This window comes from Dankookia sp. P2 (assembly GCF_050632255.1).
Taxonomy (GTDB): domain Bacteria; phylum Pseudomonadota; class Alphaproteobacteria; order Acetobacterales; family Acetobacteraceae; genus Paracraurococcus.
Genome location: NZ_CP192581.1, coordinates 973089 through 994455 on the forward strand (window position 1 = coordinate 973089; position 21367 = coordinate 994455).

At 72.3% G+C, this 21367-nt stretch carries 22 protein-coding genes, 1 tRNA gene and 4 pseudogenes; 13 read left to right on the top strand and 14 right to left on the bottom strand.

Annotation, left to right across the window (positions count from 1 at the left end; all coding sequences use genetic code 11):
* Positions 1–2: 2 nt before the first annotated feature.
* From ACQ86J_RS05765 to ACQ86J_RS05800, 8 genes are all read left to right on the top strand, one after another.
* Positions 3–809 carry a nucleotidyltransferase family protein gene (locus tag ACQ86J_RS05765; RefSeq protein WP_431270370.1) on the top strand — a complete coding sequence of 269 codons (807 nt, stop codon included), beginning with the start codon at positions 3–5 and terminating at the stop codon, positions 807–809.
* Positions 796–1581: a PIG-L deacetylase family protein gene (locus tag ACQ86J_RS05770; RefSeq protein ID WP_431270371.1), complete on the top strand. Its 786-nt coding sequence runs from the start codon at positions 796–798 to the stop codon at positions 1579–1581. Before ACQ86J_RS05765 ends, ACQ86J_RS05770 begins: the two co-directional genes overlap by 14 nt.
* Positions 1572–2750: a glycosyltransferase gene (locus tag ACQ86J_RS05775; protein ID WP_431270372.1), complete on the top strand. Its 1179-nt coding sequence runs from the start codon at positions 1572–1574 to the stop codon at positions 2748–2750. The genes ACQ86J_RS05770 and ACQ86J_RS05775 overlap by 10 nt, the downstream gene beginning before the upstream one ends.
* A complete protein-coding gene (locus tag ACQ86J_RS05780) occupies positions 2711–3652 on the top strand; it encodes a GNAT family N-acetyltransferase (RefSeq protein ID WP_431270373.1) in 942 nt (313 codons plus the stop codon). The genes ACQ86J_RS05775 and ACQ86J_RS05780 overlap by 40 nt, the downstream gene beginning before the upstream one ends.
* Positions 3637–4758 (top strand): phosphopentomutase, encoded by a 1122-nt coding sequence (locus ACQ86J_RS05785; RefSeq protein WP_431270374.1) that lies wholly within the window; start codon positions 3637–3639, stop codon positions 4756–4758. Before ACQ86J_RS05780 ends, ACQ86J_RS05785 begins: the two co-directional genes overlap by 16 nt.
* On the top strand, positions 4755–5606 hold the full coding sequence (locus ACQ86J_RS05790) for a class I SAM-dependent methyltransferase (protein WP_431270375.1): 852 nt from the start codon (positions 4755–4757) through the stop codon (positions 5604–5606). The genes ACQ86J_RS05785 and ACQ86J_RS05790 overlap by 4 nt, the downstream gene beginning before the upstream one ends.
* 62 nt (positions 5607–5668) lie before the next feature.
* The gene (locus ACQ86J_RS05795; protein WP_431270376.1) at positions 5669–7069 is read left to right on the top strand and encodes a hypothetical protein; all 1401 of its coding nucleotides are present in this window, start codon (positions 5669–5671) and stop codon (positions 7067–7069) included.
* Positions 7066–8028: a sodium:calcium antiporter gene (locus tag ACQ86J_RS05800; RefSeq protein ID WP_431270377.1), complete on the top strand. Its 963-nt coding sequence runs from the start codon at positions 7066–7068 to the stop codon at positions 8026–8028. Before ACQ86J_RS05795 ends, ACQ86J_RS05800 begins: the two co-directional genes overlap by 4 nt.
* Here the strand turns inward: ACQ86J_RS05800 and ACQ86J_RS05805 are convergent.
* Entirely contained in the window at positions 8018–8566 is a 549-nt protein-coding gene (locus ACQ86J_RS05805) for a GMC oxidoreductase (RefSeq protein ID WP_431270378.1), read from the bottom strand. The two genes, ACQ86J_RS05800 and ACQ86J_RS05805, sit on opposite strands and share 11 nt — an antisense overlap.
* A 38-nt stretch (positions 8567–8604) precedes the next feature.
* Positions 8605–9582, bottom strand: coding sequence for a GMC family oxidoreductase (locus ACQ86J_RS05810; protein ID WP_431270379.1), 978 nt, complete (start codon positions 9580–9582; stop codon positions 8605–8607).
* A gap of 109 nt (positions 9583–9691) precedes the next feature.
* Here ACQ86J_RS05810 and ACQ86J_RS05815 point away from each other — a divergent pair.
* From ACQ86J_RS05815 to ACQ86J_RS05825, 3 genes and pseudogenes are all read left to right on the top strand, one after another.
* A pseudogene (locus tag ACQ86J_RS05815) lies at positions 9692–10147 on the top strand (alpha/beta hydrolase fold domain-containing protein); the annotation flags it as partial.
* Between the two features lie 98 nt (positions 10148–10245).
* Positions 10246–10449, top strand: a pseudogene (locus ACQ86J_RS05820) (alpha/beta hydrolase fold domain-containing protein); the annotation flags it as partial.
* Positions 10450–10467: 18 nt separating this feature from the next.
* The gene (locus ACQ86J_RS05825; protein WP_431272801.1) at positions 10468–10590 is read left to right on the top strand and encodes a hypothetical protein; all 123 of its coding nucleotides are present in this window, start codon (positions 10468–10470) and stop codon (positions 10588–10590) included.
* A 137-nt stretch (positions 10591–10727) separates the two neighbouring features.
* Here the strand turns inward: ACQ86J_RS05825 and ACQ86J_RS05830 are convergent, their stop codons facing one another.
* From ACQ86J_RS05830 to ACQ86J_RS05840, 3 genes and pseudogenes are all read right to left on the bottom strand, one after another.
* Positions 10728–11039 carry a putative quinol monooxygenase gene (locus ACQ86J_RS05830; protein ID WP_431272308.1) on the bottom strand — a complete coding sequence of 104 codons (312 nt, stop codon included), beginning with the start codon at positions 11037–11039 and terminating at the stop codon, positions 10728–10730.
* Positions 11040–11107: 68 nt separating this feature from the next.
* Positions 11108–11443, bottom strand: a complete 336-nt coding sequence (locus ACQ86J_RS05835; protein WP_431272802.1) for a hypothetical protein — start codon at positions 11441–11443, stop codon at positions 11108–11110.
* 94 nt (positions 11444–11537) lie between these two features.
* Positions 11538–11948 (bottom strand): annotated as a pseudogene (locus ACQ86J_RS05840) (hypothetical protein); the annotation flags it as partial.
* A 1141-nt stretch (positions 11949–13089) separates the two neighbouring features.
* Between ACQ86J_RS05840 and ACQ86J_RS05845 the strand changes: the two are divergent.
* A complete protein-coding gene (locus ACQ86J_RS05845) occupies positions 13090–13311 on the top strand; it encodes a hypothetical protein (RefSeq protein ID WP_431270380.1) in 222 nt (73 codons plus the stop codon).
* A gap of 99 nt (positions 13312–13410) precedes the next feature.
* Here ACQ86J_RS05845 and ACQ86J_RS05850 read toward each other — a convergent pair.
* The 6 genes and pseudogenes from ACQ86J_RS05850 to ACQ86J_RS05875 form a co-directional block, all read right to left on the bottom strand.
* A tRNA-OTHER gene (locus ACQ86J_RS05850) sits at positions 13411–13484 on the bottom strand.
* A pseudogene (locus ACQ86J_RS05855) lies at positions 13464–14369 on the bottom strand (4-(cytidine 5'-diphospho)-2-C-methyl-D-erythritol kinase). Before ACQ86J_RS05855 ends, ACQ86J_RS05850 begins: the two are co-directional and overlap by 21 nt.
* A 378-nt stretch (positions 14370–14747) precedes the next feature.
* The gene (locus tag ACQ86J_RS05860; protein WP_431270381.1) at positions 14748–15395 is read right to left on the bottom strand and encodes a tetratricopeptide repeat protein; all 648 of its coding nucleotides are present in this window, start codon (positions 15393–15395) and stop codon (positions 14748–14750) included.
* On the bottom strand, positions 15289–15831 hold the full coding sequence (locus ACQ86J_RS05865; protein WP_431270382.1) for a hypothetical protein: 543 nt from the start codon (positions 15829–15831) through the stop codon (positions 15289–15291). Before ACQ86J_RS05865 ends, ACQ86J_RS05860 begins: the two co-directional genes overlap by 107 nt.
* Positions 15832–16110: 279 nt before the next feature.
* Positions 16111–16842, bottom strand: coding sequence for a class II aldolase/adducin family protein (locus ACQ86J_RS05870; protein ID WP_431270383.1), 732 nt, complete (start codon positions 16840–16842; stop codon positions 16111–16113).
* Positions 16843–16844: 2 nt separating this feature from the next.
* Complete coding sequence (locus ACQ86J_RS05875) at positions 16845–17126, bottom strand: cupin domain-containing protein (protein WP_431270384.1); 282 nt, start codon at positions 17124–17126, stop codon at positions 16845–16847.
* Between the two features lie 128 nt (positions 17127–17254).
* Here ACQ86J_RS05875 and ACQ86J_RS05880 point away from each other — a divergent pair, with 128 nt between their 5' ends.
* Entirely contained in the window at positions 17255–18226 is a 972-nt protein-coding gene (locus ACQ86J_RS05880; RefSeq protein WP_431270385.1) for a Bug family tripartite tricarboxylate transporter substrate binding protein, read from the top strand.
* A 66-nt stretch (positions 18227–18292) separates the two neighbouring features.
* On the opposite strand, the gene ACQ86J_RS05885 is transcribed toward ACQ86J_RS05880, so the two are convergent.
* Genes ACQ86J_RS05885 through ACQ86J_RS05895 form a run of 3 tightly spaced genes read right to left on the bottom strand, consistent with a single transcriptional unit; the run spans position 18293 to position 21343 of the window.
* Positions 18293–19597 (bottom strand): calcium-binding protein, encoded by a 1305-nt coding sequence (locus tag ACQ86J_RS05885; RefSeq protein ID WP_431272309.1) that lies wholly within the window; start codon positions 19595–19597, stop codon positions 18293–18295.
* Positions 19491–20003 (bottom strand): hypothetical protein, encoded by a 513-nt coding sequence (locus ACQ86J_RS05890; RefSeq protein WP_431270386.1) that lies wholly within the window; start codon positions 20001–20003, stop codon positions 19491–19493. Before ACQ86J_RS05890 ends, ACQ86J_RS05885 begins: the two co-directional genes overlap by 107 nt.
* A 32-nt stretch (positions 20004–20035) precedes the next feature.
* A complete protein-coding gene (locus tag ACQ86J_RS05895) occupies positions 20036–21343 on the bottom strand; it encodes a hypothetical protein (protein ID WP_431270387.1) in 1308 nt (435 codons plus the stop codon).
* Positions 21344–21367 lie beyond the last annotated feature (24 nt).

Sequence of the window (21367 nt, forward strand, 5' to 3'; positions counted from 1 at the left end):
GCATGTGGGGCATCATCCCGGCCGCGGGCCTCGGCAGCCGTATCCAGCCACTGGCCTTCTCCAAGGAGCTGCTGCCGGTCGGCAGCCGTCTCGAGGACGGCGTCGAGCGCCCGCGCGCGGTCAGCGAGCACCTGATCGAACGCATGCTGGCCGCCGGCGTGGACAAGATCTGTTTCGTCATCGCCCCCGGCAAGAGTGACATCATCAACTACTACGGCTCGCGGATCGGCGGCGCCTCCATCGCCTATGTCGTGCAGCAGGAGCCGAACGGGCTCTGCGACGCGCTGTTCTGCGCCTTGCCGCTGATCGGGCCGGAGGAGCCGGTGGTGGTGGGCCTGCCGGACACCATCTGGTTCCCGGAAGCCGCGCTGGCGCCGTTGCCGGACGATGCCTTCAGCTTCCTGCTCTTCCCCGTCGAGCGTCCGGAATTCTTCGATGCCGTCGTCACCGACACGGCGGGCCAAGTGGAGATGATCGAGGTGAAGCGGCCGGGCGCCCGCAGCCGCTGGGTCTGGGGTGCCTTCAAACTGCCCGGCGCCATGCTGCATGCCCTGCACGCGCTATGGCGGCAGCCGGGCCGCGGCGACGAGTATATTGGCACCCTGGTGAACGCCTGGTTGGCGCGCGGCGGCGTCGCCCACGGCGTGCGGAGCGGCGAGGTTTATGTCGATGTCGGCACGCTGAACGGCTACCGGGAAGCGGTTTCGCTTCTGGCAGACCGACCGGGCCCGCGGGAGTCCGGCGTGGTGCCCTTCCGCGTGCTGCAGCAGCGCGCCTCCCAGGCTGCCCGGGCCCATGCCGGCCAATGAATTCCTGCGCTGGCTGGCCCGGCCCGAAGGCCCGCCGCCAGAACGGGTGCTGATTGTCGCGGCGCACCCGGATGACGAGGTGATCGGCCTCGGCGGCCATCTGCCGCTCTTGCCGCAAGCGCGGATCCTGCACGTCACGGATGGCGCGCCGCGCAACGGACAGGATGTCGCGGCGCATGGCTTCGCCGATTGTGCAGGCTATGCCGCGGCGAGGCGGCGGGAGCTTGAGGCCGCGCTGGCGCTGGCCGGGTTGCCGGCTTCGGCGGCATCCACGCTCGGCATTCCCGACCAGGAAGCGGCGCTGCACCTGCCGGCAGCGATCGAGGGTATTGCCGCGGCGATCGCCGCGAGCGGCGCTGGGATCATCGTGACCCATGCGCATGAGGGCGGCCACCCGGATCATGACGCCACGGCGCTTGCGGTCCATGCGGCGGTGCGGCGCTGCCCGGCAGCGATCGTCGAGATGGCCGGCTACCATGCCGGGCCACATGGCATCGCCGTTGGCGCCTTCCTGCCGCATCCCGGCACCACGCCGGTGACGCTCGCCCTCTCCCCGGCGCAATGCGCGCTGAAGCACCGCATGCTGGACTGCTTCATCACGCAGAGCGCGGTGCTCGAAGCCTTTCCGGTCGGCGCCGAACGGCTGCGCCAGGCGCCGGACTACGACTTCACCCGACCACCGCATCCGGGCCTGCTGTTTTACGAGAATTTCCCCTGGGGGATGTCGGGCGAGCTGTTCCGCCGGCTCGCGGCCGCGGTGCCATGGCACTGACCATCCTGCAGGTCGCCTTCCCCTTCGCGCCGGTCGGGCCGGATGCGGTCGGTGGCGCGGAACAGGTGCTGAGCATGGTCGAGCGCTGCCTGCCGCGTTTCGGTCACCGCGCCATCGTGCTGGCTTGCGAGGGATCCGTCACCAGCGGCCCCCTCCTGCCGGTCGCCTTGCCGCCCGGCCCGGTGACGGATGCGATGCAGGATGCGGTGCATGCGGCAATGCGGGCTCGGATTGCCGAAGCGCTGCGGCGGCATCCCATCGACCTCGTGCATATGCACGGCATTGATTTCCATCGCTACCTGCCGCCATCCGGCGTGCCGGTGCTGGCGACCTTGCACCTGCCGCCCGGATGGTATCCGCCGGAGATCTTCCGCCTGGCGCGGCCGGACACCTGGCTGCATGCCGTCTCGGCCTCGCAGCACCGCGCCTGCCCGCCCTGCCCAACCCTGCTGCCGCCAGTCGAGAACGGCGTCGCGGTCGGTGCGCTGGACCGGCCGCTCACCCGCCGTCGCTTCGCGCTGGTGCTCGGCCGCATCTGCCCGGAGAAGAACCAGCATGCAGCGCTCGAGGCCGGCACCCGCGCCGGCCTGCCGGTGCTGCTCGGCGGGCAGGTCTTTCCCTATGCGGTGCACGAGGCCTATTGGCGCGGCACCGTCCTGCCATGCCTCACGCGGCCGCACCGCTTCCTCGGCCCGCTCGGCTTCGCCCGCAAGCGGCGGCTGCTGAACGCGGCGCGCTGCCTGGTCTCGGCCAGCATCGCGCCTGAGACGAGCTTCGCTGGTGGCGATGGAAGCGATGGCTTGCGGCACGCCCGTGGTCGCCTTCGCCTCCGGCGCGCTGGCCGATATCGTCGAGCACGGCGTCACCGGCTTCCTGGTGCGCGACGTGACGGAGATGGCGGCGGCGATGCAGGCCGCGGCCGGGCTCTGCCCCGACACCATCCGCCGCATCGCCCGGCAGCGCTTCTCGGCCGAGGCGATGCTCGCGGGCTATGTGGCCGCCTATGGTCGCCTCGCGAGACGCGGCAGCAGCCATGCGGCCTGACGCTGCCGTCGCGGCAATCGAGGCGGCGGCCGACCTGCCGGCGCTGGAGCGGCTGCGCCCGGACTGGGAGGCATTGTGGCGAGCGGTGCCCGGCGCGACGCCCTTCCAGTCGCCGGCCTGGGTGATGCCCTGGTGGCGCCATGTCGGCCAGGGTGCATTGCTGGTGCTGGCGCTGCGCGCGGCGGGGCGCCTGGTCGGCCTGTTCCCCTTCTATCGCTACACACGGCCAGAGGATGGCGCGCGGCTGCTCTTCCCGCTCGGCATCGCCACCACGGACTACCTGGACGCGCTGGTGCTGCCGGAGGCTCGTCCGGCGCTGGATGCCGTCGGCCGCCACCTGGCGCTGTGTGCGGATGCGGATGCCTGGGAATGGCCGCAACTGCGGGGCGGGTCGCCGCTCCTGACCCTGCCAGCACCGGATGGATGGAGAGAGACGGTCACCGCGGCCGATCCCTGTCCCTGCCTGGTCCTGCCGGGCACTCCCGAGGCGCTGCCGACGCTTGTCTCCGCCAAGACGCTGCGCGACCTGCGCACGGTCCGCCGCCGGGCCGAGCAGGCTGGGACGCTGCGCTGGGAGACCGAGGCCGACGGCATCGCCGCGCCGTTCGAGGCGCTGCTCCGCCTGCATGCCGCGCGCTGGGCAACCCGGGGTGAAGGCGGCGTGCTCGCCGACCCCGCCGTACAGGAAATGCACCGGGAGGCGCTGCCCGCGCTGCACCGCGCCGGCCTGCTGCGCTTCCACGTGCTGCGGCTGGACGGAGAGATCGTTGCCGTGCTCTATGCTTTGGCCGATCTGCCCGGACGTGATGCGCGCCGCCTCTACCTCTATCTCAGCGGCTTCGACCCGGCGCTGGAGCGCCTCAGCCCCGGCATGCTGCTGGTCGGCCGGGCGGTCGAGGCGGCGATCGCCGAGGGCTTCGCCGTGGCCGACTTCCTGCGCGGGCGCGAGCGCTACAAGTACTTCTGGGGCGCCGAGGACCAGCCGACCTTCCGCCGCCAGCTGATGCCGCCATGCGCAGCCTGTTGATCGTCCTCGACAGCGTCGGCGCCGGCGCCGCGCCGGATGCCCGACGCTATGGCGATGCGGGCGCCGATACGCTCGGCCATATCATCGCCCGCACCGGCCTGCGCCTGCCGGTGCTGGACGCGCTTGGCCTCGCCCGCATCCTGGGCCGCGAGTGCACTGTCCCGCAGGCGAGCTGGGGCCGGATGCGGCCGCGCGCCGCTGGCAAGGACAGTACGACAGGACATTGGGAGATCGCCGGCATCGTCGCCCACCGCCCCTTCGCCGTCTTCGATGCTTTCCCGCCCGCGTTGCTGGCGCCGATCGAGGCCGAGGCGGGCACCCGCTTCCTTGGCAACATCCCCGCCAGCGGCACCGAGATCATCGAGCGGCTGGGGCCGGAGCACCTGCGGACCGGCCTGCCCATCCTCTACACCTCGGCCGATCCGGTGCTGCAGATCGCGGCGCATGAGGCGGTGATCCCACCGGACCGGCTCTATGCCCTCTGCGGGATCGCCCGCCGCCATGCCGATGCCTGGGCCATTGGCCGCGTCATCGCCCGCCCCTTCGAAGGCGAGCCCGGCGCCTTCCGCCGCACGCCGCGCCGGCACGACTTCGCCATGCTGCCGCCGCGCAGCGTGCTGGATGCGCTGGTCGAGGCGGGCCACGCGGTGCTCGGCATCGGCAAGACCGCGGACCTCTTCGCCGGCCGAGGCTTTACGGCGTCCACCCCCACGGCCTCGAACGGCGCCGGGATGCAGGCGATCGCCGAGACCTGGGCTACGACCCGCGACGGCCTGGTCTTCGCCAACCTGGTCGATTTCGACACGGAATACGGCCACCGCCGCGACGTGGCGGGCTATGCAGGAGCGCTGGCGGCCTTCGACGCCTGGCTCGGCGGCTTCCTGCCCGTGGTAGCGAAGGACGACCTGCTGATCCTCACCGCCGACCACGGAAACGACCCGACACATCGCGGCACCGACCATACGCGGGAGGAGGTGCCGCTGTTGCTGCACCATGCCGGGCGCAGCGACGCGCTCGGCACGCGCGACGGATTCGGCGATGTCGCGGCGACGCTGGCTGATTTCCACGGCGTCGCCTGGCCGGGCGGTCGCTCCTGCCTGGCATGACGCCGGTCGAAGAATACCTGGCTGGCCGCATCTCGGCGCCCGTGGCGCTGATGCGCCTGCTGCTGGAGGGAAAGCCAGCCGCCGCGGTGACGGCGCGCCTCGCCGCGGCCGCCGAGGCGGAGTCCGCCCTGGCGCCGCTGCTCGCGCTGGCGGAGGCGGAACGGGACGGGCTGCTGACGGTGGAGCGCATGGTCCGCGCCGGCGCCATCCATGCCGAGCAATCGGATGCCGCCACCGCCATCGCCGAAAGCCGCGCCATGTTCGACCGGCTGGTCGGCATCAGCCCGGAAGCCAGCGTGGCCGCCTACAGCCTCGGCGACCCGGCGCTGCTGGCAGCGGCGACGGAAGAGTTGGTGGACTGGCTGCGCGCGCAGGGGCTGCTGGCAGGCCGACCGGACATCCTCGACCTCGGCTGCGGCATCGGCCGGCTGGCGGCGGCGCTTGCGGCCGAAGCAGGGTCGGTTCTCGGTCTCGACCTCGCGCCGGCGATGATCGCGGAAGCCCGCACGCGGCATCCCGCCCTGCGCTTCGAGACCTGTTCCGGCAGCGACCTGGCGGGGCTTGCCGATACGAGCTGCGACTTGGTGCTCGCGGTGGATGTCTTCCCCTATCTCGTCCAGGGCGGCCTCGGCCTCGCTGGCCGCATGGTGGCGGAATGCGCGCGCGTGCTGCGGCCCGGCGGCACGCTGCTGATCCTGAATTTCAGCTATCGCGGGACGGCGGCGGACCGTCACGACCTGCCCGCGATCGCCGCCGCCTGCGGCTTCGCCGTTCTGCGCGACGGTGTGCGCGAATTCGTACTGTGGGACGGCGCCATCTTCTGGCTGCGGCGCGGCGAGCAACCCTGAAGCCCAGGCAGGGTTGCTGTCCGGGCAGAGTTGCTGCTTGCCCTCCCCGACAAGGATCCGCCTTGAACAGCTTTTCCTGGATCGAACGCGCCGCGGATGCGCCGTATTTCAACGATGAGTCAGGCGCCGCCTGGACCCCGATCGGGCAGAACGACGCGATCACCTGGCCCGAGTTCGCCAGCCTCTATCGCCGGCGCGACCTGCCCGCCGTCGAGCGCCATCTGCACAGGCTCAAGGAGAGCGGCGTCACCTGCCTGCGACTGATGCTGGAATACCGCCACCGCGAGCACCGCTACCTCGAGCTTTCGCCCGGCCGCTTCAACCCGGCGCTGGTGCGGCTCTGGGACGACTTGGTGGCCATGTGCCAGGCGATCGGGCTGCGGCTTCTGCTGACGCCCTTCGACACCTTCTTCCTGTGGAACCGCTGGAAGCACCACCCCTACAACCGCGCGAATGGCGGCCCCTGCGCGTCCCGCCGCAAGCTGCTGGTCTGCCCGGCGACGCGGGCGGCGGTGAAGGCGCGGCTGGCCTTCGCCACGCAGCGCTGGGGCGGCAGCGGCGTGATCTTCGCCTGGGATCTCTGGAACGAGATGCACCCCGCCCAGGCCGGTGACGACCCGGCTGGCTTCGCGCAGTCCATCGACGATGTGGGTCCCTTCCTGCGTGGCTTGGAGACGCGGCTGCATGGCCGCGCGCACCTGCAGACCGTCTCGGTCTTCGGGCCGGAGCTCGGCTGGAAGCCGTGGCTGAACGAGCCGATCTTCCGCCACCCCGCGCTCGACTTCGCCAGCAGCCATTTCTACGAGGAAGGCACCATAGACGACCCGCGGGACACCGTCGCGCCCGCCATCGCCGCGGGCAGGCTGGTGCGGCAGGCATTGGCCGAGATCACCGATGCCCGCCCCTTCCACGAGTCCGAGCATGGCCCGATCCACACCTTCAAGGATCGCCACCGCACGCTGCCGGAAGCCTTCGACGACGAGTATTTCCGCCACATGCAATGGGCCCAGCTGGCCTCGGGCGGCGCCGGCGGCGGCATGCGCTGGCCGAACCGGCATCCGCACATGCTGACCACGGGAATGCGCCGCGCTCAGCGGGCGTTGGCGGAGTTCCTGCCGCTGGTGGACTGGACCCGCTTCCGCCGCGCCAACCTGAACGATGAGATAGGGACGGAGGCGGACATCGCCGCCTTTGCCTGCGGCGATGCGCGTCAGGCCGTGGCCTGGCTGCTGCGGCGCGGGCCGCTGCTGCCGGATGGCAGGCTGGACGCGGCGATGCCGCCGCGCCCGGCGACGCTGCGGTTGCCCGGGCTGGCGCCGGGACGCTACCGGGCCATCCTGTGGGACACCCGCGCCGGCACACCGGCGGGTGAGCTGACGGCCATGTCGCAGGGCAACGGTGTCCTCTCGGCCGAGCTGCCGCCCTTCGCCGGCGACATCGCCCTTGCCATCCGGCCGGCATGATCGCGCTGCTGCCTTGGCTCGGACTGGTCCTGCTCGGCATCGGGATGATGCAATGGGGCGCGGCGCGGGCCGCGGTGCTGCTGCAGGCGCTGCGCGACCGATGGGGATTGCCCGCCACCGCGGGCGGCGCGCTGATGGGCATCGCCACCGCAGCGCCGGAGACCGCGGTAAACCTTTCCTCCGCCGCCTTCGGCTGGCCGGATATAGGCCTCGGCGCCGCGCTCGGCTCCAACGTCCCGGCGCTGCCGCTGGCGGTGTTGCTCTCCTGGCTGGCGACGCGGCTGCGGCCGGAGGCCGTGCCGCCGCCCGAAGTCCAGCCGCAGGTGATGGAGGTGCAGGCGCTGCCCTATCTCGGCGTGGTGCTGCTGCTGGCGGCGCTGACCCTGCCGCCGCCGATCGCCGGCCTGCAGCCGGTGGATGGGCTGGTGCTCTGCGCCGCCTTCGCCGGCTACATCGCCCATGCCCTGCTGCGCCGGCCCTGGGTGGAGCAGGCGCCGATGCCGCCGGGCGTTGCCGGCCGCGCCGCGATCGGCGTGCCGGCGATCGGGCTCGGCGCGCTGGCCAGCGTGGTCGGCGCGCAGCATGTCGGCGCGCCACTCGGCGTGCCGGACATGGTGGTGGGGCTGTTCGCCATCGGGCTGCTCTGCGCCCTGCCGGAAAGCTGGTCGGCCTGGCGCTTCACCCGGGATGGAAAGCCCACGGTCGCCATCGCCGCGGTGATGGGCGACGGCATCGTCTCGCTCACCGTCGCGCTGTTGCCGCTGGCGGTCATGGGCGCCTCGGTCGGCGATGCGGCGATCTATGCGCTGAACATCGGCTTCCTGGTCGCGGTGCTGGCCGCCTATGCCATCCGCAACCACCGTCGGCGCGGCCAGGCCATGGGGCCCGGCTTCGTCGCCTTCCTGTGCGCCGGCTACATCGCCTATCTCGGCGCCACGGCGGTGCTGCTCAGGCGGTAGAGCGCATCCGCCGTGCCAGGTTCTCGCCGATCATCACGCAGGTGAAGTGCAGGTTGGCACGGCAATCGCTCGGCATGATCGCGGCATCGGCGACACGCAGGCCGGTAACGCCGCGCACCTCGAGGTCCGGGTTCACCACGCCGCGTGGGTCCTCATAGGCCGTCATGCGGCAGGTGCCGGCGGCGTGCTGGATGTCGCCGGCCTCCTGCAGCATCAGCGCGTCCAGCGCGTCGTCGGGCAGCGCCGCGGCTTCCGCCATGGTCAGCGCGCTGTCGCCGAAGGTAATGGGGTCGGCAAGGCCGGCGATCTCCGGCCTGGCGCAGAGCGCGGCCAGCCGCCGCACGCCATCGCGCAGCCGCAGCCGGTCGCGCGGGTCGGCCAGCATGTTCTCCTCGACGATGGGCTGCGCATCCGGGTCGGCCGAGGCGAGCCGCACCTCGCCGCGCGAGAAGGCATCATAGAGCGCGACGCCGATCGCGCCCGAGGCCACCGGCTGCTCGCCCGAGAGGCCGCGATGGTTGTAGGCGATCATGATCATGTCGCGCTCACCACCGCCGCCGAGATGGCTGGTGTAGGTCAGGCAGCAATTGGTATGCCGCGCATCGGCCCCCGCGCGACATGCGCCGGCTTCAGCGCCAGGGTCGCGCGCAGGATCGGGTGGTCCATGAAATGCTGCCCGACCGCCGGCAGGTCGTGCAGCACGGGGATGCCGAGCGGCGCCAGCGACGATGCCGGGCCGATGCCGGAGCGCATCAGGATGCAGGGGCTGTGGATCGCGCCGGCGCAGAGCACCACCTCACGCGCGGCGATCTCCTCCCAGCCTTCGGCGAAGCGCACCCGCACACCGCGGGCACGGCGGCCCTCGAACAGTACGCGGTCGACCAGGGCGCCGCCGCGGATGGTCAGGTTCGGGCGGCGGCGCGCCGGCTCCAGGTAGCCGTCATTGGTGGTGACGCGCAGGCCATTCCGGCTGTTGATCGGGTTGCAGGAGATGCCCTCGCCCTCGGGCGCGTTCAGGTCGGCCTTCCAGGGATAGCCCGCGGCCAGCGCCGCCCTGCGCAGCGCCAGATCCACCGCGCCCCACGCGTCCAGCGGCGCGCGGTACACGGGCAGCGGCCCGCCCTGGCGGATGCCGGGCGCGGTGCCGGTATCCGCATCGTCCTCGATGGCGTCGAAGAGGGGCAGCACGTCGCGCGCCGACCAGCCCTCGCACCCGGACTCGGCCCAGGTATCGAAGGCGGCGGGGACGCCGCGTATGGCGATCTGCGCATTGACCGCGGAGGAGCCGCCGAGGGCCTTGCCGCGCCAGTAGAACTTCGGCTCCTGCGCCGCGGTCCGCCGGGTCATCAGCCCCGGCCATTGCCACGCCGCCTGATGCGCCGGGTCGTGCATGAAGGGGATGATGTTGGCGCTGCGAAGCGCCGGCGGTGCCTCGGCCGCGCGCCAGTCGCGGCCGGCCTCCAGCAGCAGCACGCGGCGCCCGGGATCCTCGCTCAGCCGCGCTGCCAGAGGCGCCCCGGCCGAGCCGGCGCCGACCACGATCACGTCGTACATGCAGGGCATCCCTCGCCTCGTCGCGGCGATCCTAACGGCGCTTGCGGCAGCCGGCGACCCGGGGCGAGGATGCGCCGGCCGCGCCGCAGCGCGGCACGGGAGGAGAAGCATGACCGCACGCCGCACCGACCCCGAGATCCAGGCCATCCGCGACCTGCTTGCCGCGCGCCCGCGGCCGGCCGAACTCGCTGAGCGGCGCCGCCGGCTGGATGCGCTGGGCGGCAGCTATCCGCTGCCGGCCGATATCCGCGTCGAGCCCACCACCGCGAACGGCGTGCCCGCCGAATGGACCGAGGCGCCGGGCGCCGATCCCGCCCATGCGCTGCTCTTCCTGCATGGCGGCGGCTATGTCTCCGGCTCCATCGCCAGCCACCGGCCGATGGTGGCGGAGGCCGGGCGGCAGGCGGGGCTGCGCACGCTGGCGCTCGGCTACCGCCTGGCGCCGGAGCACCCCTTCCCCGCCGCGCTGGAGGATGCCGTCGCCGGCTACCGCCACCTGCTGGAGAGCGGCTTCGCGCCGGGCCGCGTCGCCATCGGCGGCGACAGCGCCGGCGGCGGGCTGACCGCGGCGACCTTGCTGGCGCTGCGCGATCAGGGCCTGCCGATGCCGGGCTGCGCCTGGCTGGTCAGCCCTGGGTCGATCTGGAGAGCGCCTCGGCCAGCATGGAGACCAAGGCGGCGACCGACCCGATGGTGCAGAAGCCCTACCTGCTGGAGATCGCCGCGATGTACCGCGGCGGCACGGCGGCGCGGGCGCCGCTGGTCTCGCCGCTATACGCCGACCTGCACGGCCTGCCGCCGCTGCTGGTGCAGGTGGGCTCGGCGGAGACGCTGCTGGACGAGGGCGTGGCCTTTGCGGGGAAGGCGGGTGCCGCGGAGGTCGCGGTGACGCTCGAGGTCTGGCCGGACATGATCCATGTCTGGCACCTGTTCCATCCGCAGCTTGCCGCCGGGCGGCGGGCGCTGGTGAAGGCGGGAGCCTTCATCCGCGAGCATCTTGCAGGGTAGGTAAGGAAGGGTGGGCAGGGAAAAATACTCCTTCCCTATCCTTCCTTTTTGTGAGTCGGCATCCGTCGTGCGGCGAGTGTCGCACACACAGAAACAGAGGAGGGCCCAGGGAGGATACGTCCTCCCTGGCCTTTCGCTCAGGCCGCCGGCGTCAGCACATGGATCACCCGGCTGGCGATCATCTCGCGCGTCTTCGCCGCATAGGCCGCCATGTGCGGCGCCGCGCCATGCGCCTTCAGCGCCTCCAGGCTCTCCCACTTCTCGATCACCACGAAGGTGTCGCCGCCGAGCGGCGTCTGGATCTTGCCCATGCCTTCGGCATCGATCGCCGGGCCGTATTCGATGCAGCCCTGCTCGGCATGGACGGCGGGCATGTTGGCACGGAAATGCTCCAGGATCTGCTCCCGCATGCCGGGCTTGGCGGTGATCATGGCGAGTACGTGGATCATGGTCGGACATCCCCCGTTCTTGTGGATGGCGAAACCTAGGCCGGGCGCGGTGCCCTGCCAACCGCGGCTCAGCCGGTGCCGGCGAAGCGCGCGGCGATCCGCGCCTCCAGCGCGCGGTAGCCTTCGGTCAGCGGGCGGCGGTTCTCGAAGGCATCCTCGGGCTCCGCCAGCAGCCTTCCGGTCATGCCGTCCTTCACCTCCCCGTCCTTCAGGAAGGCGCGGCGGAACAGTCGCGGCGCGGCGCCGACATAGGGGCGGAAGCAGACCCGGTGCGGGCCGGGCTGACCCTGCCGGCGCGCCACGCTGGGCGCCACCCAGCCCGGATGCGGCAGGGTGATGCTGTCGTCGTGCAGCGCGAGCGCCTTGCTCTTCAGGTAGGGCTCGATGAACTGCACCTCGTCCACCCCCGCCGCGACGATGTGCCGGGCGCAATTGGGCGGGGAAAGTGGTGACGAAGAGCCGCGTGCCGGCGGTCGAGACGCCGCGCCGCGCCGCCGAGATCAGCGCATCCATCTCGGCATGGACGGAGCGGCTGAACTCCACCAGATGGCCGAGCCGCGAGCGCCGCAACCTTTGCGCAAGCAGGGTGCGGCGCGGCCCGCTGCCCAGCTCGATCCCCTGCTCCTCCAGCAAATCCAGCACATGGTCGACCAGCTTGTTGCGCTCGTCGGTGTTGCGGCAGAAGCCGCCATAGGCGTGGCAGCGGCCCCGCTCGACCTCGGCGGGGTCGTCGAGGCCTTCACCGTACAGGCCGCCGCCGGCGCGCGGCACCTCATTGCAGCCGGTGGCCAGCAGCTGCCCGTCATGCCCCAGCAGCACCGCGCCGACCTGGCGCGACAGGCAGGCGCTGCCGAGCCGCGCGGCATAGGCGTGGTACATCGCCTGCTCCGGCTCGGTCGGCCGCAGCATCGGCCGGTCGCCCCGCACCAGGCCGAGGAAGCGCTCGAGGTCGGCGGTGACCGGCCAGGCATCCAGCACCGCATCCGGCGCATCGGCCCGCGGCAGGGCGGCGGAGCTGTCGCAGTGGAAATCGGCGAAGCGGAAGGCCTCGGCCACCTTCTGGCCGTGCTCGACGCCGGAATCTCGTCCCGCCCCATGAAGTCCTGCACCGCGCGGGCGGCATCGGGATCGTCCGGCGCGAAGCCGTATTTCCGCATCAGCCGGACATGCCGGGTCCGCTCGTCGCAGACCACGCCGAGCAGCCAGAAGGCCTCGCCATAGACCGAACGCAGCAACTGCACCTCGGCCGGGTGGCGCAGCGCGTCGCAGATGGCGATGACCGGCCCCGGCGCCATGGCGCGGGCGGCGTGGATGCCGGCGATCATGCCGGCGGCGACGAAGGCGTTGTCGTTCTCGTGCCGCAGCCGGCTGCCGATCGCCTGCAGCGCGGTGAAGCGGCGGATCGGCGGCTCCGCCCCTGCCGCGGCCCAGTCGCCGGGCGCGGCGCGTTCCAGCACGTCGCGCGCGCGGATGGCAACGGTCGCGGCCCCGCCGCGGGCGAGCAGCCGGGCCAGCACCCGGGCGACCGAGGAGGTGCCGGAGCCGACCGCGCCGACCACGGCAATGACCAGGTCCGGCCCTGCGCCGCGCGCGCCAGGGCCAGCGCCTCGATCCGGCCGGGCCGGGCTGGCGGCTCGGCCGGCGGCTTCGTCATCGGAGTCCCGTCACCCATGCCGGCATCCAAGCAGCGGGCGGGAAGTCCGGCAAATCAACCTGCCGACCAGCCGGCTTGCGGTTCCGGCCGCCGGACGGTGGAGCCTGCCCGGGCGACGCGGGGGCTGCCGCTCGGGATGCCGGTGACGCGGGCCTGGCGGACTGGTCAGCATCTTGTGCATGGATTTCCCCAAGGCATTACATGCTGCGGCATAAGACGGCCTTGCGGCCCTAGCCAAGCTGCCCGCAACGCGACAGAAAAGACCAAGCAGGTCGGACGACCGCGCAACGATCTGTCCGGACACCTTCGGAGACTCGCATTTGCGTGATACTTCCCTCTGCAGCCACACCGAAAGGTGGCGGTACGCCATCCCCTCCAACTGTAAGCTACGGACGAATGTCAGCCAGCGTCATCGGCAAGAACGGCCCCGCCATCGCCCCCAGCAACCCCCGTAGCTACGAGGTCAAGGTGCAGCGCCAGATGCTGCCGCCCGGCCGGTGGATGTGGATGATCGTCGAGGAGACCACGCAGATCGTGGTGCAGCAGTCGCAGCAGACCTTCCCGAGCGCCCAGGAAGCCTGGGTCAGCGGCCGCCGGCGGCTCGGCAAGCCGGCCTGATACCGGCCCGTACGACGTTCCCGCCCGCGGCCCAGACGGCCGCGGCGCCCGGCGCTGGCGCCTGCAGGCACCGGCAGAAAACGCGATTGTCGTGAAGCTTGGCTGGGGCGCCAGGATTCGAACCTGGGAATGGCGGTACCAAAACCGCTGCCTTACCACTTGGCGACGCCCCACCGTCGCGGGACCGGTGAATAGGGGTCAGACGGCCCCGCCGTAAAGCCCCCTGCGTCACGCCACCACGTCCCGGGCAGCCGCATCGCCGCCGCGCGCGCCGCGGCCGCATCGGCAAAGAGGCCGAAGCAGGTCGCGCCTGATCCGCTCATCCGCGCCAGCAGGCAGCCGGGCAGCAGGCGCAGTGCCGCCAGCACCTCGGCGACCGGGGGCAGAGCGCGATCGCCGGTGCTTCCAGGTCGTTCCGCAGCGCCGTCAGGTCGGCCGCCATGGCGGCGGCGTCCGGCCAGGTGCCGGGCAATGCGGCCGGCGGGGTAAAGCCGGCGGCGCGAGCCTTGAACACCGCCGGCGTCGCCAGGGGCGACTCCGAGGTTCACCAGCAACAGGCCGCAATCGGGGATCGCCGGGGCGGCCAGAGCAGCTCCCCACGCCGCCCATGCGGGCGGGGCGGGAGGCGACGCAGACCGGAATGTCGGCGCCGAGCGGCGCGGCGATCGCCGCCAGCCGAACTTCCCCAAGCCCCAGCTCCCAGAGCCGGTCCAGCCCCCGCAGCGCGGCCGCCGCATCGGCCGAGCTGCCGCCGATGCCGGAGGCGACCGGCAGCCGCTTGGTCAACCCAAGCGCCGCCCGCGCCGGCACTCCGGCGGCGTTCGCCAGGCCCGCGCGCGCGCGCAGCACCAGGTTGTCCGGCTCGGCATCCAGCGCCGCGCCGAACGGGCCGTCCAGGGACAGGGAGAGGTCGTCCGCCGGGGCCAGGGCCAGCGGCATCGGCGGCCGGGCCGAAGACTGCCGAGGCTGTCCAGCAGGTGATAGCCATCGGCCCGCCGTCCGGTGACGTGCAGGTAGAGGTTGACCTTGGCCGGGGCTGCCTCGCGCAGCATCCGCATCGTCCCCTAGCGCTGGGCGGTGCTGGCGGGGTAGCCGGGAAGGCCGTCGCGCAGCTTGGCCTCGATCTTCACGAGATCCTCCGGCTCCGGCTCCAGCGTCGCGGCGCGCCGCCACTGAAATCGCTGCCTCGCGCTGCCGGCCGATCGCCCAATAGGCGTCCCCGAGATGGTCGTTCACCACGCTGTTGCGCGATTCGAGCTCGACCGCCTTCTCCAGCCAGGTGACGGCGCCGGGCAGGTCGCCGAGGCGGAACAGCACCCAGCCCAGGCTGTCGGCGATGTTGCCGTCCTGCGGCCGCAACTCGGTCGCGCGCAGCAGCATCGCCTTGGCACGGTCGAGGTTCTTGCCCTGCTCGGCCCAGGTATAGCCGAGATAGTTCAGCACATAGGGTTGCTCGGGCGAGAGCTCCGAGCGCGCGGAGGAAATCCGCCTCGGCCCGCGCGCCGTCGCCGGAGCGCTCGCGGGCGATGCCGCGCGCATAGAGCAGCGGCCAGTCGCGCGCCGAGCGTCCCAGGCGGCGAGCCGCTGCGTGCCAGGGCCTGGTCATAGGCGGTGGCGGCCTCGGCGAAGCGGCTGCGCCGGCGCAGCATGTCGCCCAGCCGGGCCGAGGCCTGCGGCATCGAGGGATAGCTCTCGGCCAGCTGGCGCAGCTGCGCCACGGCCTCATCGGTCCGGTCCAGCTTGTCGAGCAGCACGGCGCGGCGCAGCCTGATCACCGGGGCCAGCGGGTCGTCCGCCGCGATGCGGCCGAGCATCGCCAGCGCCTGGTCGTCATGCCCCTGGTCGGCCAGCGCATCGGCGGTCAGCACCAGGGCCGGGGCGAAGCCCGGCCGTAGGCGGAGCGAGAGCTGCGCGAGGACCAGGGCGAAATCGGTCGAGCCCCTGCGCCCGCAGCGCCGAGGCCAGCGCGACATAGGCTTAGCCGCCCAGCCATCCGCCGGAGAGGCGACGCCGCGGCTGGCCAGCAGGGCGCGGCGATTCGAAGGGGTGGCGGCCAGCGCGGCGTCGTCGCCGCTGTCCAGCATCTGCTCCAGCAGGCGCTGCGCGTCCTGCGGCTTGCCGGCGCGCTGCAGGATGCCGGCCGAGAGCACCGCGAGCCGCCAGGAGGGCTGCGGCTGGTCGGCCAGCGCCATGTGGGCGAAGCGCTCGGCCTCCCGCGGGCGATTGGCGCATGTCGGCGATCAGCCCGGCATGCAGCGCGTTCAGCGCGCGCAGCCAGTTCTGCTCGGCGAGCGGCCGCAGGATGGCCAGCGCCTGGTCGGGCTGCCCGCGGCCGAGCTGGATCCAGGCCAGCAGCGCCGGCTGCAGCACCTGCACCGGGCCGCCGCGGCCGAGCGCGCGGACCCGCTGCTCCGCCTTGTCCCAGCGGCCGGCCTGCACGTCGGTGCCGGCCAGCAGCATGCTGGCGGCCGGGTTGTCGGGCAGCCTGCGGGCCAGGCCGCTGGGCGTCCGGGCGGCCATCCAGCAGCGCCGCGAGAAAGGCGCGGTTCAGCACCTCCGGCTGGTCGGGATCGGCCTTCGGCGCCGCCAGCATGGCGTCGGCGGCGGTTTCGGTATCCGTCTCGGCCGCGGCGAAGCGCGGCCGGTCAGATAGGCCCCGAAGGCCCCGGTGATGGGGATGCCGGCGCCGCTGCGCGGCCCGCGCTCCCCCGGTGCCCCGCCGGCGGCGCAGGCGGACAGAAGCGCGGCGGCGAGAAGGGCAAGCCGCGGCGAGGGTCCCGGAAACTGCATCCCGGCAGGCTAGCAGCCGCCATGGCGGCGCGCCACGGTCAGCCGATGTTTTGGCGCCACAGTGTGGCAATGCGCAACGTGACGGTCCTGGATCGGCGCCAGCGCCTCAGCCGAGCCGCCCGTAGCCGCCGATTGGGCGAAGACCGCGGCCAACTCCGCCACGTCCAGCAGGACCGGCTCCAGGCCCGCGGCGCGAGCGCAAGATATTGCCGGGCGAGGTTCTCGACCTCCATCGCCAGGGTGCGGGCGCCGGCAAGCGTGCTGCCGAAGGCGACGGCCCCGTGATTCGCCAGCAAGGCCGCCTTCCGCCCCTCCAGCGCGGCGATGCAGGCCACAGCGAAGCTCCTCGGTGCCGAAGGTCGCGTAGCCCGAGCAGCGGATGTCGCCGCCGCCGCCGAGCGCGATCATGTAGTGGAAGGGCGGCAGCCCTTGCCGGGCGCAGGACAGCGCGGTGGCAAAGGGGCTGTGGGTATGCACCACCGCGCCGGCTTCGGGCCGTGCCGCGTAGATCGCCGCATGCAGCCGCCATTCGGAGGAGGGGCGGCGATGTCCGGCGAGGACCTCGCCGGCGAGGTCAAGCTCCACCAGGTCGGACTCGGTGGTCTCGGCATAGGGCAGCGCCGCCGGGGTTATCAGGTAGCCGCGCGCGGTGCGGAGCGAAAGGTTGCCGGATTTCGACGGCATGAAGCCGAGCGCATCGAGCGCCCGCGCCGCCTCGATCAGCGCCGCCGCTGCCGGCATGTTCAGCCCGCCTTGTGACGGCGGCCGACCAGCAATTCGGCACCTTCCGGGCCGGCGGCCTCGGTGTGATGGCGGCCGGCGGTCAGGGTGAAGACCTCGCCCGGGCCGCAATCCTGCACCTCGGACCCGGCCGAGACGGTGAAGCGGCCGGCCAGCACCAGGCCGCGAACGTCCCAGTCATGGACATGCTCGCCCAACGGCTGGCCGGGCGAGGCGGCGCGGCGCACCACCTCCTGGAACCCGTCGGCCCTTAGGGCGGCCTCGAAGGCGGCTTCGTCGGTCATCGCTGATTCCTCCCGCAACGCCAGCACCATCCCGGCCGGCGCGGCGCAGGACAAGGGGAGAAATTCGCCGCGCGCCTCGGCTAGGCTGCGGCAGGCGAGGCGCCAAGACCCCGCCCGGAGGGAACGAGATGCACCGCAGAACACTGCTGCCGGGCCTGGCCGCCCTGCCCTTGCTGCCCCGCGCCGCCGCCGCGCAGGGCTGGAACCCCGACCGGCCGCTCCGCATGCTGGTCGGCTTCGCCGCGGGCGGCAGCACCGACACCACCGCCCGTATCGTGGCCCAGGCGATCACTCCGGCGCTCGGCCAGCAGGTGCTCGTGGAGAACCGCACCGGCGCCGGCGGCAATAGTGGCGACCGAGGCGGCGGCCCGTGCCGCGCCGGACGGCTACACGCTGGTCATGGCCTCGATGGGCACCCATGCACGGTGAACCAATCGCTGTACCGCAGCCTGCCCTTCCACGTGGCGAGGGACTTCTCCGCGGTCTCCCTGGTGGCGCTGAGCCACAGCCTGCTGGTCGTGCATCCCTCGGTCCAGGCGCGAAGCGTGACGGAGCTGATCGCGCTGGCCAGAACGAAGCCGGGCGGGCTGAATGCCGGGACCGGCGGGCTCGGCAGCTCGCAGCATTTCGCCGCGGTGCTGTTCGAGCACGAGACCGGGGTGCGCTTCACCCAGGTGCATTATCGCGGCGGCGCGCCGGCCATGGCGGACCTCGTTTCCGGCCGCGTCGACCTGATCTTCGCCCCGGTGGTCGAGAGCATTCAGCAGGTCCGCGCCGGCCAGGTCCGCGCGCTCGGCATCACGCGCAAGGAGCGCGCGCCGCAGCTCGCGGAGGTGCCGGCGATCACCGAGCAGGTGCCGGGCTTCGTCTTCACCAGCTGGCTCGGGGTCTTCGCCCCGGCCGGCACGCCGGCGCCGGCGGTGGCACGGCTGTCGGAGGCGATCCAGGCGGCCATGCGGGTCCCGGCGATGCGGGACCGCATGGCGGAGCTGGGCTACGACGCGGTCGGCAGCACGGCGGAAGAGTTCGCCGACTTCCAGCGGTCGGAGATCACCCGGACGGCGGAGCTGGTGCGGATCTCCGGCGCCACGGTCGAATAGGCAAGCCGGCGGGGCGTGGCGCGCCCCGCCGGTCGCCTCAGGCGAAGAGGAAGTCGGCCGCGGTGATCAGCCCCCGGCGCCGGTGATGATCAGCGTGTTGCCGGCATAGCCGACCACCGCGGCGGTCCCGTTCGCCGTGATGGTGAGGCCGGTGACGTCGTGCAGGCCGGATGCCGCCAGCGCGCGGACATCGATCAGGTCGCTGCCATCCTGCCAGTCGAAGATCGTGTCGTTGCCCCAGCCGGTCCCCAGCACGAAGACATCGGCGCCATCGCCGCCGAACAGCCCGTCATCCCCGGCGCCGCCGGCCAGCGTGTCGGCGCCGGCCCCGCCCACCAGGGTGTCGCTGCCGGCATTGCCGGCGATGCTGTCGTCGCCGTCGCCGCCCCAGAGCGTATCGTTGCCGCCACCGCCCGACAGCGTGTCGTTGCCGCCATTGGCATAGACCTGGATCGGCGTCGCGGTGGAGGAGGTGACGCTGTCATTGCCCGCACCGGCGAAGAGCCATTCCACATGGATGGCGCCGAGGTCGACGGTGAGGACCGCGTCGGTCACCATGTACATGATGTCGTAGCCGTCGCCGCCATCCACCGTATCGGTGGTGTCGGCATAGATGCGGTCGTTGCCGGCGCCGCCCGAGATGCTGTCGGCGCCGCCCTCGCCGATCAGCCCGTCGTCGCCGTCGCCGCCGATCAGCGTGTCCGCGCCCTCCCCGGCGAAGATCAGGTCGGCGCCGCTGCCGCCCGTGAGCAGGTCGTTGCCGCCGCCGGCATAAAGCTCGACGCCGGTGGTGGTGCCGGAGGCATCCAGCGTGTCGTTGCCGGCGACGAAATCGGTCACCCACTCCATGTGGGTGGTGGCAAGGTTGATCGCCATCCCGGTGCCGCCGATGATGTAGGCGGCGTCGAAGCCGTCGCCGCCATCGATGGTGTCCTGGGCGTCGACATACATCCGGTCGTTGCCGGCGCCGCCCGAGAGGCTGTCGGCGCCGAGGTCGCCGACGATGACGTCGTCGCCGGCATTGCCGATCAGGGTATCGTTGCCGACGCTGCCCCAGAGCCAGTCATTGCCGCTGCCGCCGACGACGCTGTCGTCGCCGCCGCTGGCATAGACCTCGATCGCCCGGGTCTGTCCGGCGCCGTTGATCGTGTCGTTGCCGAAGCCGGCGGCGACGTACTCGATCTTCATGACGTCGATCGCCAGGTTGGCCGGCGTGTCGTCCACCATGTAGAGCACGTCGCGCCCGGCGCCGCCGTTGATGCTGTCATTGGCATAGGCGTAGATCACGTCGTCGCCGCCGCCGCCGAGCAGCGTGTCGTGGCCGCCGAGCCCGAGCAGCGTGTCGTTCGCCTCGCCGCCGGCGAGCGAGATCCGGGCCGGAGGTGCCGGTCAGGAAGGCCGGTGCGTCCGCCGTCACCGTGGGCACCGTGCCGAAGGTGATGTCGCCCGCCGCCAGGCTGGTGACCGCCTCGAGGAAGACCACGTCCGCGACGCCCGGGCCGTACTTCACGCCGAGGCCGCTCACGCCCGCCAGGGTCATCGGCGCCGTGGTGATGTTGGCCGCGGTCAGCCCGCCGCCGAACAGCAGCGTGTCGCTGCCGGAGGCGAGATTGGCCACCCAATCCGGCCCGTCACCGGGGACGAAGCCGAAGACGTCCTTGCCGGCGCCGCCGACCATGTAGTCGTTGCCGGGACCGCCGACGATGGTGTCGCCGCCATTGCCGGCGCCGAAGGCGTCGTCGTTCTGGGTGCCGAGGATCAGCTGGCCCGCGCCCACCGGCGGCGGGGTGAAGACCAGGTCGCCCGGCTTCAGCGCATCGACTCGGGCAAGGAAGACCGCGTCGCCCCCGGTGCCGTAGTAGATGGCCGTGCCGGAAACCCCTGGATCGTCAGCGCCTGGGTGAGGATCGAGCCCGCGGTGACGCCGCCGTCGAAGCGGATATGGTCGCTGCCCTGGGCGAAGCCGTCGATCCAGTCCTGCCCGTCGCCCACCGAGAAGACGAAGACGTCGGCGCCGGCGCCGGCCACCAGGTAGTCGTCGCCCTTGCCGCCGACCACGGTATCGCCGTTCGGCCCGGCGACGATGGTGTCGCGACCGTCGGTGCCGGGCAGCACCACGCCCGGCACCACCGGGGCGGCGTCGATGGTCAGGCCCAGCACCGGCGCATGCATCGGCAGGCCCTGGTCGTCGTAGATCGCGTTGCCATGCGCGAGGCCATTGGCATCCGCCAGCTTGGCATTGCCATAGCCGTAGAACAGCTTGCCGCCGGCCGGCAGGTCGGCCTTGAAGGTGATGACCAGCGTGTTGTTGGCCCCGAGCGTCACGCTGGCGGCATCGACCACCCCGCTGCCGCCGGTGACCCACCAGCCGAGCCCGGTCGCCGCATCGGCATCGAGCGGCTTGAGGCTGGTCGCGGCATCGAACTGCACCGAGACGGTGAGCTCGCGCAGGCCGGTCTGCAGCGCCTGGACCGCGAGCGGCCCGCTGTCGTCGATGTTGGCGGCCGCCGGCGAGCCGGGCTTGGCATAGGCGGCGAAGGCCTCGGCGATGCTGCGGGCGGCGCGGTCGGCGACGATCGCCGCATCGGCCGTGTTCATGTGCCCGCCGGCGCCGAACACCACGGCATTCATGTCGAGGTCGTCGTTCTCCGCCGTCAGATGGGCGTTGAAGCTGGCATCGGCGGCCAGGTTGGTCATGCCGACGCGGATCGCCTGCGCCCCGGCATCGGTACCGACGACATAGGGGATGGGCTCGACGAAGACATAGGGGACGTTGCTGCCGAAGGCCGCCCGCACCAGGGACGCGTCGTAGCGCACCGCGCTTTCCCAGGTGGCTGCGGTCAGGCTGGCATTGTTGCTGTCGTACTCGTTGTGCAGCCACAGCACGATGGTCGGATCGGCCTTGGTCGCCGCAGGCAGGTTGGCGATGTAGGTCAGCAGCCCCTGTTCCAGCGTGCCGGTCTGCCAGCTGGTCTGGCCATTGGCATCGACCGGCGTCAGCCAGTCGCCGATCAGCGCGGTGCCGCCGACCGCGGTATTCGCGCCGGTGGCGGACTGCCATTCGAAGCGCAGCGTGACGGTGTCGTTGACCCCGTCGAAGCCGAGGAGCTGCTGCACACTCGGCGACCAGGGCCGCCACGG

What these genes read in the sequence shown, in the direction of transcription:
- ACQ86J_RS05775 (WP_431270372.1), top strand. Translation starts at nt 1,572, where the DNA reads ATGGCACTGACCATCCTGCAGGTCGCCTTCCCCTTCGCGCCGGTCGGG.
- ACQ86J_RS05860 (WP_431270381.1), bottom strand. Translation starts at nt 15,395, where the DNA reads ATGCTGGACAGCGGCGACGACGCCGCGCTGGCCGCCACCCCTTCGAAT.
- ACQ86J_RS05870 (WP_431270383.1), bottom strand. Translation starts at nt 16,842, where the DNA reads ATGCCGGCAGCGGCGGCGCTGATCGAGGCGGCGCGGGCGCTCGATGCG.
- ACQ86J_RS05880 (WP_431270385.1), top strand. Translation starts at nt 17,255, where the DNA reads ATGCACCGCAGAACACTGCTGCCGGGCCTGGCCGCCCTGCCCTTGCTG.
- ACQ86J_RS05785 (WP_431270374.1), top strand. Translation starts at nt 3,637, where the DNA reads ATGCGCAGCCTGTTGATCGTCCTCGACAGCGTCGGCGCCGGCGCCGCG.
- ACQ86J_RS05830 (WP_431272308.1), bottom strand. Translation starts at nt 11,039, where the DNA reads ATGATCCACGTACTCGCCATGATCACCGCCAAGCCCGGCATGCGGGAG.
- ACQ86J_RS05765 (WP_431270370.1), top strand. Translation starts at nt 3, where the DNA reads ATGTGGGGCATCATCCCGGCCGCGGGCCTCGGCAGCCGTATCCAGCCA.
- ACQ86J_RS05805 (WP_431270378.1), bottom strand. Translation starts at nt 8,566, where the DNA reads ATGATCATGATCGCCTACAACCATCGCGGCCTCTCGGGCGAGCAGCCG.
- ACQ86J_RS05770 (WP_431270371.1), top strand. Translation starts at nt 796, where the DNA reads ATGCCGGCCAATGAATTCCTGCGCTGGCTGGCCCGGCCCGAAGGCCCG.
- ACQ86J_RS05845 (WP_431270380.1), top strand. Translation starts at nt 13,090, where the DNA reads ATGTCAGCCAGCGTCATCGGCAAGAACGGCCCCGCCATCGCCCCCAGC.
- ACQ86J_RS05790 (WP_431270375.1), top strand. Translation starts at nt 4,755, where the DNA reads ATGACGCCGGTCGAAGAATACCTGGCTGGCCGCATCTCGGCGCCCGTG.
- ACQ86J_RS05865 (WP_431270382.1), bottom strand. Translation starts at nt 15,831, where the DNA reads ATGGCCGCCCGGACGCCCAGCGGCCTGGCCCGCAGGCTGCCCGACAAC.
- ACQ86J_RS05810 (WP_431270379.1), bottom strand. Translation starts at nt 9,582, where the DNA reads ATGTACGACGTGATCGTGGTCGGCGCCGGCTCGGCCGGGGCGCCTCTG.
- ACQ86J_RS05800 (WP_431270377.1), top strand. Translation starts at nt 7,066, where the DNA reads ATGATCGCGCTGCTGCCTTGGCTCGGACTGGTCCTGCTCGGCATCGGG.
- ACQ86J_RS05875 (WP_431270384.1), bottom strand. Translation starts at nt 17,126, where the DNA reads ATGACCGACGAAGCCGCCTTCGAGGCCGCCCTAAGGGCCGACGGGTTC.